Annotated in this window: 15 protein-coding genes and 1 riboswitch; of the genes, 5 read left to right on the plus strand and 10 right to left on the minus strand. The window is 68.7% G+C overall.

What is annotated here, in order from left to right:
• Positions 1 to 20: 20 nt before the first annotated feature.
• The 6 genes from cydB to AW272_RS13540 all read right to left on the minus strand — a co-directional run bounded on the left by cydB (position 21) and on the right by AW272_RS13540 (position 6,784).
• On the minus strand, positions 21 to 1,022 hold the full coding sequence (gene cydB / locus AW272_RS13515) for a cytochrome d ubiquinol oxidase subunit II (protein WP_066364252.1): 1,002 nt from the start codon (positions 1,020 to 1,022) through the stop codon (positions 21 to 23).
• A 10-nt stretch (positions 1,023 to 1,032) separates the two neighbouring features.
• Positions 1,033 to 2,406 carry a cytochrome ubiquinol oxidase subunit I gene (locus tag AW272_RS13520; RefSeq protein ID WP_066364253.1) on the minus strand — a complete coding sequence of 458 codons (1,374 nt, stop codon included), beginning with the start codon at positions 2,404 to 2,406 and terminating at the stop codon, positions 1,033 to 1,035.
• Between the two features lie 24 nt (positions 2,407 to 2,430).
• Entirely contained in the window at positions 2,431 to 3,057 is a 627-nt protein-coding gene (locus AW272_RS13525; RefSeq protein WP_066364254.1) for a phosphoribosyltransferase, read from the minus strand.
• Between the two features lie 20 nt (positions 3,058 to 3,077).
• Positions 3,078 to 4,163, minus strand: coding sequence for a ribosome small subunit-dependent GTPase A (gene rsgA, locus AW272_RS13530; RefSeq protein ID WP_066364722.1), 1,086 nt, complete (start codon positions 4,161 to 4,163; stop codon positions 3,078 to 3,080).
• A gap of 263 nt (positions 4,164 to 4,426) precedes the next feature.
• On the minus strand, positions 4,427 to 5,704 hold the full coding sequence (gene glyA / locus AW272_RS13535) for a serine hydroxymethyltransferase (RefSeq protein WP_066364255.1): 1,278 nt from the start codon (positions 5,702 to 5,704) through the stop codon (positions 4,427 to 4,429).
• A gap of 27 nt (positions 5,705 to 5,731) precedes the next feature.
• A riboswitch (ZMP/ZTP riboswitch) is annotated at positions 5,732 to 5,813 on the minus strand.
• A 2-nt stretch (positions 5,814 to 5,815) separates the two neighbouring features.
• Positions 5,816 to 6,784 carry a YihY/virulence factor BrkB family protein gene (locus AW272_RS13540; protein ID WP_083958276.1) on the minus strand — a complete coding sequence of 323 codons (969 nt, stop codon included), beginning with the start codon at positions 6,782 to 6,784 and terminating at the stop codon, positions 5,816 to 5,818.
• Between the two features lie 109 nt (positions 6,785 to 6,893).
• Here AW272_RS13540 and AW272_RS46005 point away from each other — a divergent pair, with 109 nt between their 5' ends.
• From AW272_RS46005 to AW272_RS13555, 5 genes are all read left to right on the plus strand, one after another.
• Complete coding sequence (locus AW272_RS46005) at positions 6,894 to 6,977, plus strand: putative leader peptide (RefSeq protein ID WP_369408734.1); 84 nt, start codon at positions 6,894 to 6,896, stop codon at positions 6,975 to 6,977.
• A 119-nt stretch (positions 6,978 to 7,096) separates the two neighbouring features.
• The gene (locus tag AW272_RS13545) at positions 7,097 to 8,779 is read left to right on the plus strand and encodes a nitrite/sulfite reductase (RefSeq protein ID WP_066364259.1); all 1,683 of its coding nucleotides are present in this window, start codon (positions 7,097 to 7,099) and stop codon (positions 8,777 to 8,779) included.
• A 49-nt stretch (positions 8,780 to 8,828) separates the two neighbouring features.
• A complete protein-coding gene (locus AW272_RS40575; RefSeq protein ID WP_082801373.1) occupies positions 8,829 to 8,981 on the plus strand; it encodes an Insertion element protein in 153 nt (50 codons plus the stop codon).
• A gap of 20 nt (positions 8,982 to 9,001) precedes the next feature.
• Positions 9,002 to 9,730, plus strand: coding sequence for a phosphoadenylyl-sulfate reductase (locus AW272_RS13550; RefSeq protein WP_066364260.1), 729 nt, complete (start codon positions 9,002 to 9,004; stop codon positions 9,728 to 9,730).
• Positions 9,730 to 10,449 carry a sirohydrochlorin chelatase gene (locus AW272_RS13555; RefSeq protein WP_066364261.1) on the plus strand — a complete coding sequence of 240 codons (720 nt, stop codon included), beginning with the start codon at positions 9,730 to 9,732 and terminating at the stop codon, positions 10,447 to 10,449. The genes AW272_RS13550 and AW272_RS13555 overlap by 1 nt, the downstream gene beginning before the upstream one ends.
• A 2-nt stretch (positions 10,450 to 10,451) precedes the next feature.
• Here the strand turns inward: AW272_RS13555 and AW272_RS13560 are convergent, their stop codons facing one another.
• The 4 genes from AW272_RS13560 to AW272_RS13575 form a co-directional block, all read right to left on the minus strand.
• The gene (locus tag AW272_RS13560; RefSeq protein ID WP_066364262.1) at positions 10,452 to 11,153 is read right to left on the minus strand and encodes a hypothetical protein; all 702 of its coding nucleotides are present in this window, start codon (positions 11,151 to 11,153) and stop codon (positions 10,452 to 10,454) included.
• Entirely contained in the window at positions 11,150 to 11,638 is a 489-nt protein-coding gene (locus AW272_RS13565) for a SigE family RNA polymerase sigma factor (protein WP_066364264.1), read from the minus strand. Before AW272_RS13565 ends, AW272_RS13560 begins: the two co-directional genes overlap by 4 nt.
• 89 nt (positions 11,639 to 11,727) lie before the next feature.
• The gene (locus tag AW272_RS13570; RefSeq protein ID WP_083958319.1) at positions 11,728 to 12,552 is read right to left on the minus strand and encodes a DUF1707 SHOCT-like domain-containing protein; all 825 of its coding nucleotides are present in this window, start codon (positions 12,550 to 12,552) and stop codon (positions 11,728 to 11,730) included.
• A gap of 55 nt (positions 12,553 to 12,607) precedes the next feature.
• The gene (locus AW272_RS13575) at positions 12,608 to 13,222 is read right to left on the minus strand and encodes a DedA family protein (RefSeq protein WP_066364724.1); all 615 of its coding nucleotides are present in this window, start codon (positions 13,220 to 13,222) and stop codon (positions 12,608 to 12,610) included.
• Positions 13,223 to 13,251: the final 29 nt, after the last annotated feature.

Below are 13,251 nucleotides of genomic sequence, written 5' to 3' on the forward strand. Positions count from 1 at the left end.
GCATTTCGCCAACCCTCCCTTTAGTGGCTTGCTGGGATGTTCCGCACACCGATGCGGCGGCGGAACACCCAGTAGGTCCACGACTGGTACAGCAACACCAGCGGCAGGAACACGACCGCGACCCACGTCATGATCTGCAAGGTCTTGGGCGTGGACGCGGCGTTTTCTATGTTCAGGCTGTTCTCCGAGCTGACCGTCGACGGCAGCACATCGGGATAGAGCGCCGCGAACAAGCTGATCGTCGCCATCCCGATCGCGACGGCCGAGCCGAGGAACGCCCAGCCCTCCCGGCCGAAGAAGTTGGCGACCATCCCCGCGGCCCACGCGGCGATCGCGACCACGGTGAGCAGAACGCTCGCGAATGAACCTTCCATGACCTGCGTCCAGGTCAGGAACCCGATGGCCAGAACCGCCGCGATGACCCCGGCTCGTTCCGCCGTGTCTTTCGCCTTCCGGCGGACCTTCCCCCGCGTCTTCAGCGCCAGGAACACCGCGCCGTGTGTGACGAACATCGCAAGCGTCGTCAATCCGCCGAGCAGGGCGAACGGATTCAACAGCGCCCAGAACGTGCCGACGAATTCATGCCTTTCGTCGAGTGCCACTCCGCGCACGATGTTGCCGAACACCACGCCCCACAGGAACGCCGGCACCAGCGATCCCCAGAACAGGCAGCGGTCCCAATTGCGCCGCCACCGCTTCGAATCGTGTTTGCCCCGGTATTCGAATGCCACTCCCCGCACGATCAGCGCCAGCAGGATGAACAGCAAGGGCAGATAGAAGCCGCTGAACAACGTGGCGTACCACTCGGGAAAGGCCGCGAACAGGGCGCCCCCGGCGGTGATGAGCCAGACCTCGTTGCCGTCCCATACGGGTCCGATCGTGCCGACCATGACCTGGCGTTCCCGTTCGTCTTTCGGGATGTACGGCAACAGCACGCCCACCCCGAAGTCGAACCCCTCCAGCACGAAGTAGCCGACGAAGAGCACCGCGATGGCGGCGAACCAGAGGTCGTTGAGCGTCACGGGAGTCCTCTCAGTAGGCCAGAGCAGGGTCTTTGACGGGTTCGGGCTGGTCGTGGGGCGGGTCGGCGGTGCCGAAGACGTACATCAGCCGCATTTCGACGACCGCGAGCGCGCCGTAGAGCAGCGTGAAGGCGGTCAGCGACGCGATGATGTGTCCCAGCCCGATGCTCGGTGAGACCGCGTCGGCGGTCTTGAGCTGGGTGAACACGATCCAGGGCTGGCGCCCCATCTCGGTGAAGATCCATCCGGCACTGTTGGCCAGGAACGGCAGCACGACCGCCCAGGTGGCGACCCGCCAGATCCACCGTTTCCGGGGCAGCCGGTGTCCCCGGGTCAGCCAGAGCAGGCACAGGCCGATGAACGCGGCCAGCAGGCCGAATCCGATCATCAGCCGGAAGCCCCAGTAGGCGATCGGCACATAGGGCGCGTAGTCGCCGGGGCCGTACTTCTGCCGATATTCGGCCTGAAGGTTGTTGATGCCCTGGACCTGTCCGTCGAAGCGGCCGGTGGCCAGGAACGACAGCAGGCCGGGGACCTCGATCGAGAACAGCGGTTCGGTCCCGCTCAGGTTGCCGATCGTGAACAGGGAGAACGGCGCCGGCTGGGCGGTCTCGTAGAGCGCCTCGGCGGCGGCGATCTTCATCGGCTGGGTCTGCGTCATCACCTTGGCGAGCGAGTCGCCGGTGTAGGCCAGCCCCGCGCCCGCGATCACCGTGGTCACCAGCGCGAGCCGCAGCGACGGCCGGAACACCTCGACGTTGCGGCTGCGGCCCAGGTGGTAGGCGCTGAAGCACATCATGACGACCCCGGCGGTCAGCCAGCTCGCCATCAGCACGTGCGGGAAGGTGGCCACCGCGACCTTGTTGGTGAGCACCGCGCCGAAGTCGGTCATCTCGGCCCGGGTGCCGGTGTTGACGAACCCCACGGGCCACTGCATGAAGGAGTTGGCCGCGAGGATGAAATAGGCCGACAGCGCGGTGCCGATCGCCACCGCCCACATGCACAGCACGTGGACCACCTTGTTCAGGCGGTCCCAGCCGAAGATCCACAGACCGAGGAAGGTGGACTCCAGGAAGAACGCCAGCAGCGCCTCGATGGCGAGCGGCGCGCCGAACACGTCGCCGACGAACCGCGAGTAGGTGCTCCAGGACATCCCGAACTGGAACTCCTGGACGATGCCCGTGACCAGCCCGAGCGCGAAGTTGATCAGGAAGAGCCGGCCCCAGAAGCGCGTCGCGGTCAGATAGACGTGCTTACCGGTGCGGACCCAGGCCGTCTCCAGGAGGGCGACCAGGAGCGAAAGGCCGATCGCGAGGGGGACGAAGAGGAAGTGGTAGACGGTGGTGATGCCGAACTGCCACCGGGCCACATCCACAACATCCACCCAGTCACCGTAAGTGACCGTTCATCACACCGAGCGAAGGCACGCCCGGGTTTCGTCGTCGGTGAGCTGCTCGAACCGTTCGTACCACCTGCCGACGGAACCGAACTCCTCGGGCGCGGTGACCGTCACCACCTCGTCGGCCTCCCTCCTGAGCATGCTGACCGCCGCCGCCGCGCCGACCGGCACGGCCAGCGTGACGTGGCGAGGCTTCTGGGCCCGCACCGCCCGCAGGGCCGCGCGGGCGGTGCCGCCGGTGGCCAGGCCGTCGTCGACCACGATCACGTCGCGCCCGTGCAGGTCAGGCGGTGGTTTTCCGCCTCTGTACGCCTCCACGCGCCGCGCCAGCTCCACGCGTTCGGCCGCCACGACCTCCGCGAGATCGCTCTGACGGATGCCGGTGCGGCGCAGCATCGTGTGGTCGTAGACCGGTTCGCCGCCCTCGGCGATGGCGCCCAGGCCCAGCTCGGGCTGCATCGGGTGGCCCAGCTTCCGGGTCACCAGGACGTCGAGGGGCACCCCGAGCGCCCGCGCGACCACGGCGCCGACGGGCACCCCGCCACGCGGCAGGGCGAGCACGATGTCGGCGGGCACGCCCGCCAGTGCCTCCGCGAGAAGCGCGCCGGCGGTCGTGCGATCCGGAAAAGGGTCCACCTTTGGGGTGTACCCGGCAATCAGGGACGGCTGCGGCCCCGCATGCCCTTGTGGATGATTTTCCACTTCCTGGTCTCCTCGGCCTGGAGCCGGGCGTCGCTGCGCCGCGCCATCCAGGCCGCCTCACGCTGGAGTTTGCGCCAGCTGTCGAGCCGCCGCTCGGGCAGCTCGCCGCTCTCCAGCGCCGCCACGACCGCGCAGCCCGGCTCGGCCTCGTGGGAGCAGTCGCCGAAGCGGCACTGTTCGGCCAGGTCCTCGATCTCCGAGAAGACCCGGTCGACGCCGTCGGACATGTCGTAGAGACCGACCCGCCGGATGCCCGGGGTGTCGATGACGATGCCGCCGCCGGGCAGCGGGATGAGCTCCCGGTGCACGGTGGTGTGGCGGCCCCGTCCGTCGCCGGCCCTCACCTGCTGGGTCTCCATCACGTCGCCGCCCGCCAGGGCGTTGACGAGACTCGACTTGCCCGCGCCGGAGGCGCCCAGGATCACGGCGGTCCTGGAGCCCATCAGGTAGGACCGGATGGCCTCCACCCCGTCGCCGGTGAACGACGACACGGCGTGCACGTCGACGCCCGGGGCGGCGTTCCTGACGTCGTCCAGGAGGTCGTCGAGGCCCTGGTCGAACAGGTCGGCCTTGGTGATCACGACGACCGGGATGCCGCCGCTCTCCCAGGCCAGCGCGGTCAGCCGCTCGATCCGGCCGAGGTCGGCGAAGTCGGTGGCGTGCATGGCCGGTTCGGCGACGAACACGATGTCGACGTTGGCGGCCAGCACCTGACCCTGCCCGTCGCCGGACAGGCCGCCGCGCGAGTCGCGCGAGACGCCGCCGCGGACGAACGCGGTGGTGCGGTGCAGCACCTCGTCGAGCTCGTAGCGGCCCTCGGCGAGGAGTCTCAGCGCCACCCAGTCGCCCACGCAGGGCAGCGTGGTCGGGTCGGCGGCGGAGGAGCGGCGCACCCGGGCGCCGTAGTGGACCTGGAACTGGCCCTGTTCGGTGATGACCTCGGCCGCGCCGCGGTGCACCTGGGAGACCCTGCCCGGGATCGTGTCAGCGGGAAGCGAGCGCTTGTCGTCCCAGCCGAGAAGAGAAAGATCGAAAACCAACGGGTTGAAAAACACTTTGGGTGAAACCCTTCAGGATGAAACGGGCGCCGCGAAGGTCAGCGGGCGGCCCGGAGGTTGACTGACGGCATGCTCAGGAGAAAGACCCGCATGTTGTCGCCACCTCCCCGAAGGAATCAGGACCGGTTCGTTCCGGCCTGGAAGAACGATACGCAGACCAGGAGAGCCTCGCAACGCTATTTCCGGCCCTTTCCCCGGCATGACGAAGCCCCGGTCTCGCGCGGAGACCGGGGCTTCCTTTTGGGCTAGCTCAGGCCCGGCGCGGGGAAGTGGCTGGTCAGCTCACGGACCTCGGCGTGGACGCGCACGATCGTGTGCTTGGCCTCGTCTTCGCCCTTGGCCAGGGCCGAGACGACCTGGTCGATCCAGGCGCCGATCTGGCGCATCTCGGTGACGCCCATGCCCCGACTGGTGACGCCGGCGGTGCCGATGCGGATGCCCGACGGGTCGAACGGCTTGCGGGTGTCGAACGGCACCGAGTTGTAGTTGGTCTCCAGCCCGGCCTTGTCGAGGGCCTGCGCGGCGGGCTTGCCGCCGACGCCCTTGGGCGTGAGGTCCATCAGGATCAGGTGGTTGTCGGTGCCGCCCGAGACCAGGTCGAAGCCCCGGCCGAGCAGTTCCTCGGCCAGCGCCCGGCTGTTGACGACGATCTGGCGCGCGTAGTCCTTGAAGTCGTCGGTCGCGGCCTCACGCAGCGCCACCGCGATGGCGGCGGTGGTGTGGTTGTGCGGGCCGCCCTGAAGACCGGGGAAGACGGCCTTGTTGAGCGCGGTGGCGTGCTCGTCGGAGGTGGCCATGAGCATCGCGCCACGCGGCCCGCGCAGGGTCTTGTGGGTCGTGGTGGAGATCACGTCGGCGTGGCCGACCGGCGAGGGGTGGGCGCCACCGGCGACCAGACCGGCGATGTGGGCGATGTCGGCGGCCAGCACCGCGCCGACCTCCTTGGCGATCTCGGCGAAGGCCGGGAAGTCGATCGTGCGCGGGATCGCGGTGCCGCCGCAGAAGATCAGCTTGGGGCGCTCCTTGAGCGCGATCTCGCGGACCTCGTCCATGTCGACCATGCCCGTGTCGCGGCGGACGCCGTAACGGACCGGGTTGAACCACTTGCCGGTGGCGCTGACCGACCAGCCGTGGGTCAGGTGGCCGCCGAACGGCAGGCCCATGCCCATGACGGTCTCGCCGGGCTTCAGGAAGGCCAGGTAGATCGCGAGGTTCGCGGGCGAGCCCGAGTAGGGCTGCACGTTGGCGTGGTTGACGCCGAACAGCGACTTGGCCCGCTCGATCGCCAGGGTCTCGACCTGGTCGATGACCTGCTGGCCCTCGTAGTAGCGCTTGCCCGGGTAGCCCTCGGAGTATTTGTTGGTCAGGACCGAGCCGGTGGCCTGGAGGACCGCTTTGGAGACGTAGTTCTCCGAGGCGATCAGCTTGATCGTGTCGGTCTGACGGCGTTCTTCCGCGGTGATCAGCGCGGCGATCTCGGGGTCGACGGCGTTGAGCGTGTGGTCGGACACTGGGTTGGGCATTGGGCGCCTTCCTCGGAACTCGACGACTGCGTCGACCCAGGCGCACGGCCGACACGGCTTCCGCTCCCCGGTGGTACCCCACCTCATAGCGCCAGTAGCGAGAACCCCACCTTATCGGCTCTCGGTGTGGGCGCGGGCGTTGCCGGGCAGGGGCCACAGGCGGTCGATCTCGGCGTTGAGGGTGGCCCCGATCAGCACCGCGAGGGCGGTGATGTAGAGCCAGAGCAGCACCGCGATCGGCGCGGCGAGCGAGCCGTAGATCGACAGCGGGTCGAACCAGGCGGCCAGCACCTCGCGCAGCACGGCCGCGCAGATGATCCAGATCAGCAGCGCCAGCAGCGCTCCCGGCACCTCGCGCCACCATTTCGTCCGCATCGGCACGCTCACGTGGTAGAGCAGCGTGAGCATCAGCACCGAGCCGGCCACCACGACCGGCCAGTAGAAGATCGAGATGAGCGGCTCGTAGCCCGGCAGCGCGGTCATCAGCAGCGTCGGCCCGACGACCAGGATCGGCATCACGACCAGGCCGATCAGCAGGGCTCCCAGATAGAGGCCGAAGCTGAAGATCCTGGTGCGGATGATGCCGCGGGTCTCGCCCATGCCGTACGCGATGGAGATCAGGTCGACGTACACGAACAGGGCCCGGGACCCCGACCACAGCGAGAGCAGGAAGCCCACCGAGATGAGCGAGACCTCGCCGCCGTTGAAGACGTTGTTCAGCAGGGGTTCGACCACGCGGTGCACGGCGTCGGGGGTGAACAGCAGGTTGGCGTGTTCGATCACCGACGCCTTGACGTCGGTGATCGTTTCGGGGCCGAGCAGTCCGGAGAGGTGACCGAGGACACCCAGGAGGCCGAGCACGAACGGCGGCAGCGACAGCAGCGCGAAGAACGCCGCCTCCCCCGCCAGGCCCGTCACGCGGTAGTTGACGCCGGCCATCGTGGTGGCCTTCAGCAGCGCCCAGAAGCTGGTTCCCGCGAACCGCGTCATCCCCTCGCGGGCGCGCTCCATGCCGGCTCGGGAGCGGTGCCCGAACCAGTGGCGACGGGACCGGCGCCGTGGCGCGTTCGCGGAGGTCATCGGCGTTAACACTACGGGACCTCCGTTGTCGAACCGTTTGTCGCACCTGGCGTCCCACACTCTGGACGCAAACTTGGACATGAACTACCCGCGAGGTATTGTTACGGACATGCCAGTGGACCCGATGCTCGTCGTGCGCCGCCACGTCGACCTTCAGCGCGTCCACAGCGCCATCTGTCTCGACGCCCGTTGATCGCTGCCCCTTCTTTCTGTTAAGGGCGCGTGACAGGCGTCTTTTCTTATGCCCCCGCACTCAGAGCCGAGGCGGGAGGGAAAGCCTGACGCGCGCGACGACCACTGGAAAGGTCCCGCATGAGCACCCCGGCCCGCCCGGCGAACCGCCACCACAAGCGCCCGCGTGGCGAAGGTCAGTGGGCTCTCGGCTACAGCGAGCCCCTCAACAAGAACGAAGAGAACAAGAAGAACGACGACGGCCTCAACGTCCGTCAGCGGATCATCGACATCTACTCGAAGCGTGGCTTCGACTCCATCGACCCGGCTGACCTGCGCGGACGCATGCGGTGGTACGGCCTCTACACCCAGCGCAAGCCCGGCATCGACGGCGGCAAGACGGCGATCCTGGAGCCCGAGGAGCTCGACGACAGCTACTTCATGCTGCGCATCCGCATCGACGGCGGCCAGCTCGACCTGCGCCAGCTCCGGGTGATCGCCGACATCTCCAACGACTTCGGCCGCGGCACCGCCGACCTGACCGACCGCCAGAACGTGCAGCTCCACTGGGTCGAGATCGAGTCGGTCCCGGAGATCTGGGAGCGCCTCGAGGCGGTCGGCCTGTCCACGACCGAGGCCTGCGGCGACACCCCGCGCGTGATCCTGGGCTGCCCGCTGGCGGGCATCGACGCCGACGAGGTCATCGACGGGCGCGAGCAGATCCGCGAGGTCTTCGACCGCTTCATCGGCGACAAGGCGTTCTCGAACCTGCCCCGCAAGTTCAAGTCGGCCATCAGCGGCTGCGCCGCCCACTGCACCGTCCACGAGATCAACGACGTGGCGTTCGTGGGCGTGGTGAACGAGGCCGGCGAGGCCGGGTTCGACGTCTGGGTGGGCGGCGGCCTGTCGACCAACCCGATGATCGGCAAGCGGCTCGGCGCGTTCGTGCGGCCCGACCAGGTGGGCGACGTCTACGGCGGCGTCATCAGCATCTTCCGCGACTACGGCTACCGCCGGCTGCGCCACCGGGCCCGCATCAAGTTCCTGGTCAACGACTGGGGCGCGGAGAAGTTCCGGCAGATCCTCCAGGACGAATACCTCGGCTACGCGCTGCCCGACGGCCCCGCCCCGGTGCTGGCCGAAGGCGCGCGGCGTGACCACGTGGGCGTCCACCGGCAGAACGACGGGAAGTTCTACGTCGGCTTCGCGCCCAAGGTCGGCCGGGTCGACGGCGACGTCCTGAACAAGATCGCCGACCTGGCCGAGGCCCACGGGTCGAACCGGGTGGCCACGACGGTCGAGCAGAAGATGGTCATCCTCGACGTGCCGGAAGACCGGGTCGAGTCGCTCATCGAGGGGCTCGACGCGATCGGGCTGAAGGTGCGCCCGTCGACGTTCCGGCGGCAGACGATGGCCTGCACCGGCATCGAATACTGCAAGCTCGCGATCGTCGAGACCAAGGGGGTCGCGACGACGCTGATCCACGAGCTGGAGAACCGCCTCCCCGACTTCGAGCACCCCCTCACGATCAACGTGAACGGCTGCCCGAACTCCTGCGCCCGGATCCAGGTCGCCGACATCGGCCTGAAGGGCCAGCTCGTCGTCAACGAGGCGGGCGAGCAGGTCGAGGGCTTCCAGATCCACCTGGGCGGCTCCCTGGGCGCGACCCCCGGCTTCGGCCGCAAGGTCCGCGGCCTGAAGACCACCGCCGAAGACCTGCCCGACTACATCGAGCGGGTGGCGTCCAACTTCGCCAAGCAGCGCCACGACGACGAGGCGTTCGCCACCTGGGTCCAACGCGCCGACGAAGCGGATCTCAAGTGAATACCGGGGTCTCCGCGACGGAAGACACCGGACTCCACCGGAGTTCCACATGAGTGAACGCGCCGCGCCGTACTACTGCCCGTACTGCGGTGATGAAGATCTTGAACCGTATGTCTCCGAAGAGGAGCCCTACGGCTGGTACTGCCGGAGCTGCGCCCGGGCCTTCCGGGTGAAGTTCCTGGGGATAGGCGTGCGATCGTGACCCCCCGTGAGGAGAGCGTGATGACCCTGGTGGACATTGAGGCCGATCTTGAGCGCCGACGCGGCGTGCTCGACCTCCAGAGCATCGTCGAGTCGGCGGCCGAGTTCCTTGAGGACGCCCCCGCGCGAGAGATCATCCGCTGGGCGGCGGCCACCTTCGGCGACCGCCTGTGTCTCACCTCCTCGATGTCCGACGCCCTGCTGATCGACCTGGTCAGCCGGGTCAAGCCGGGCGTCGACGTGCTGTTCATCGACACGGGCTACCACTTCGCCGAGACGATCGGCACGCGGGACGCCGTCGAGGCGGTCTACAACGTCAACCTGATCAACATCACCCCGTCGCGCACGGTCGCCGAGCAGGACCGCGACCTCGGCCCGCGCCTCAACGGCCGCAACCCCGACCTTTGCTGCTTCCTGCGCAAGGTCGAGCCGCTGAACCGCGCGCTGGAGCCCTACCTGGCCTGGATCTCCGGCATCCGCCGCGACGAGTCGCCCACCCGCACCGGCACCAAGGTCGTCGAGTGGGACGCCAAGCGCCAGATGGTCAAGGTCAACCCGATCGCCCGCTGGACCCAGGACGAGGTCGACAACTACATCGCCGACAACGGCGTCCTGATCAACCCGCTCCACTACGACAACTACCCCTCGATCGGCTGCTCCCCCTGCACCCGCCGCGTCGCCGACGGCGAAGACGCGCGGTCGGGCCGCTGGGCGGGTCTGGGCAAGATCGAGTGCGGTATCCACCTTTGATGCCCCTCGTGGCCGTGGCGCACGGGTCCCGCGACCCGCGCGCCGCCGCCGTGGCCGAGGCCCTTCTCCATCGTGTACGTCTCGCGCGCCCCGGTCTGGACGTCCGGATCAGCTACCTCGACCACGTGAAGCCCTCGCTGACCACGGCGCTGGCCCCCCTCGACCGGGCGGTGGTGGTCCCGCTGCTGCTGACGGCGGCCTACCACAGCAAGGTCGACATCCCGGGCGCGCTGGCCGGGATCGGCACCCGGGTCGAGGTCAGCCCCACCCTGGGCCCCGACCCGCTGTTGACCGCCGCCCTGGAACGCCGCCTGACCGAGGCCGGGGCCGGCATCGGCGACCCCGGCACGGCGGTCGTCCTGGTGTCCGCCGGGTCGAGCGACGTGTCGGCCAACGCGACGATCCGGAAGATCGCCCGCGACTGGGCGAGGTCGCGTCCGTGGTGGGCGGTCACGACCGCCTTCGCCAGCGCGTCGGGCCCCCGTCCGGCCGATGCGGTGACGATGCTGCGGGCGGCCGGCGCGCCGCGCGTGGTGGTGGCGCCCTACCTGCTGGCACCCGGCCACTTCGCCGACAAGGTGGCCAGAGAGACCCTGGCGGCCGGCGCCGACCTGGTGGCCGACGGCCTGGGGCCCGCGCCGGAGCTGGTCCGGATCGTGCTGAACCGCTACGACGCGGTCGCGGTGGCGGCCGAGCGGCTGGAATACCTCCGCGCCTGAGCTCAGTCCTTCGGCGGGATCTCGCAATTGACCGGCTGGAGTGTCTCCAGGCCTTCGTTCAGCCGATCGACCACGAGCGGCTGGGCGCAGTCGACGGGCGGGGTGAACAGCCCGGGGTAGCGGTAGACGTGCACCATCACGCCCATCCGGTAGTCCTTCGCCTGCTCCGCGCGCTCCACCAGGTCGGCCTCATCGAGGGGCTGCCCCTCGTCGTAGGGGAAGGCGCGGACCTTTACCTTGACCATGCCGTCTTTCCCCGTGGGCCGGTCGGGGTCGGCGTGGTCGTCGTAGCGCAACTCGCTGATCGGACCGCAGGAGCCCTGCGCGACCAGTTCGTCGTTGATCCACACTCCGGCGTGAGCCTGGAAACCGGGGCACTGCACGAAGATCTGCACCGGACCCTCGTTCCCGGGGTAGAACATGTCCTCCAGAATGCCGGGCACGGCCACCGACCGCTCGGCCAGCATGTAGACGGTCTGCGGGGTCGGGCTCCCGGTCACCTGGGCCATGGTGACGTCCGCCCCGCCGGGGCCTCCCGCCGGTAGCGCGACGAACACGGCGGCCGCCAGGGCGGTCGTCACGGCCGCCGTGCCCAGAGCGGTGCGGCGCCGCCGGATGTGCGCGGCCCGCCGATCGATCTCCTTCAGAGAGATCCTGTGTACGGGCGCCTCGCGGGTGTCATCCTCGAAAAGGTCACGGATCATCGCCTGCTCCAGTCCATGGCGGGGTCGACGCGCAGTTTCGCCAGGGCGCGACTGGCCTGGCTCCGTACGGTGCCCTCCGAGCAGCCGAGGATCGCGGCGATCTCGGCGTCGGAGAGGTCCTCGAAATACCGCAGCACCAGCACCGCCCGCATCCCCGGCGGCAACCCCGCCAGCGCGACCCGCAGCACGTCCCGGTCTTCGATGACGTCCTCGCCACCGGCCTCGGGCAGATCGGGCAACTCACCCGCGGGCACCTCGCGCCGCCACATGCGACGCCACCAGGAGTTGTGGGTGTTGACGAGGATGCGGTAGACGTACGCGTCCGGATTGTCGCCCACCCGCCGCCAGGCCAGCCAGGCCTTGGCCAGCGCGGTCTGCGTCAGGTCCTCGGCGGTCGACCAGTCGCGGCATAACAGGTAGGCCATCCGCAGCAGGCGGGCGGACCGCTGGTCGACATACCGCTCGAAGTCGGCCCGGTCGCGCATCGCGGATTCCTCACCGTCGGAGAATTCATGTCACCGACGATGACGCCCTGGGTCCACCGATCCGTTGCACCGGGCCGGCCACCGTGTCGCTAGCGGTCGTTGCCGCCGGGCGGGGGTGTGCCCTGGTTCATGTGTTTCCAGGCCGTCTTGGAGTCTTGGATGGCCTCGCGGATGGAGTCGTTGACGACCCGGTTGGTGTCGCGGATCGAATCGTTGACCACGCGGTTGGTGTCGCGGATCGAATCGTTGACGGCTCGGTTGATAGTGCCGTGCATGGAGCCGGTCCCGAGGCCTCGGCGGTGGAGCCACCAGTCGGTCCAGGCGGCCATGTTGCGTCTGATCGGGGTCGCGTGAGAGTCGCCGATGACCTTGATGTCGCCCATGAGGACGTAGCCGCGGATGCGGATCACCGGGACGTGCTGGCCGGAGGGCGCCTCGACCACGCGGATCTTCTTGTCACCCATGATCGTGACACCGCTCATCTGCACGTCGACGCCGTCGGGGACGATGATCTTGATGTCGCCCATCACGCAGGTCGCCACGATGTCGATCTCGTTCGAGCGCACCTCGGCCTCGCGCAGGTCGATGGTGACGTCACCCATGACGGCCACCGCGCCGATCTCGCTCTCGACCCGCCACTTGCCCTTGCGCTTGGTGTCGCCCATCACCGCGACGAACCACTGCCGGGCCTTGCCCGGGGGCTTCGCGGGGGCGTAGGCGGGAGCGGGGCCGCCGCCGGGGAGGTCGGCGGTGATCTGGGCCAGCTCGCCCTGGGTCTGGGCCAGATAGGCGGCCTCGGTGCGGTCGGTCAGTTCGGCGAGGGTCAGCCGGCCCTCGGTGGAGGCGACTCGCAGGCGCTCGACGGCGGCCTCGCGCTCGCTGTCGGACGCGCGCATGCCGGCTGGTTCGGTCATGCCATCGAACATAACGCCCCGGGAGCTCCTGCTCGATCCTCCCTTGGGACGATTCCTACCTCACCTTCGCCCGCATCCTGACGATCACGAAGGTCACCACCGCGACGGCGCAGAGGACGACGACCCCGTTGGTGAACCAGCCGGAGTAGCGCTGGACGATTTCCCAGTTCTCGCCGAGGAGATATCCGGCCAGCACGAAAATCGAGTTCCAGATGGCGCTGCCGAGGGCGGTGAGCAGGGTGAACGTCGGAAGCGGCATCCGCTCGACCCCGGCCGGGATGGAGATGAGGCTGCGGAAGACCGGGATCATCCGGCCGAAGAAGACGGTCTTGCGGCCGTGGCGGGCGAACCAGGCCTCGGTCTTCTCGATGTCGCCGACGGTGACCATGGGGATTCTGCCGAGCAGGGCGACGGTGCGATCGCGGCCGAGGAGCGCGCCCAGGCCGTACAGGACCAGAGCCCCCGCCACCGAGCCGGTCGTGGTCCAGACGATGGCGGCGACCAGGCTCATCTCACCCTGGCTGGCGGTGAACCCGGCGAGCGGCAGAATCAGTTCGCTGGGAATCGGCGGCGCCAGGTTCTCGATCGCGGTGGCGAGGCCCGCGCCGGGAGCGCCCAGCGTCTCCATCAGTCCGACGACCCAACCGGCGATTCCGTCAAGTTTTTCCATGGCGATCACGCTAGGGAGATCCGTTCGGG

Origin of the sequence: Herbidospora mongoliensis (assembly GCF_001570545.1) — a bacterium.
GTDB lineage: Bacteria > Actinomycetota > Actinomycetes > Streptosporangiales > Streptosporangiaceae > Herbidospora > Herbidospora mongoliensis.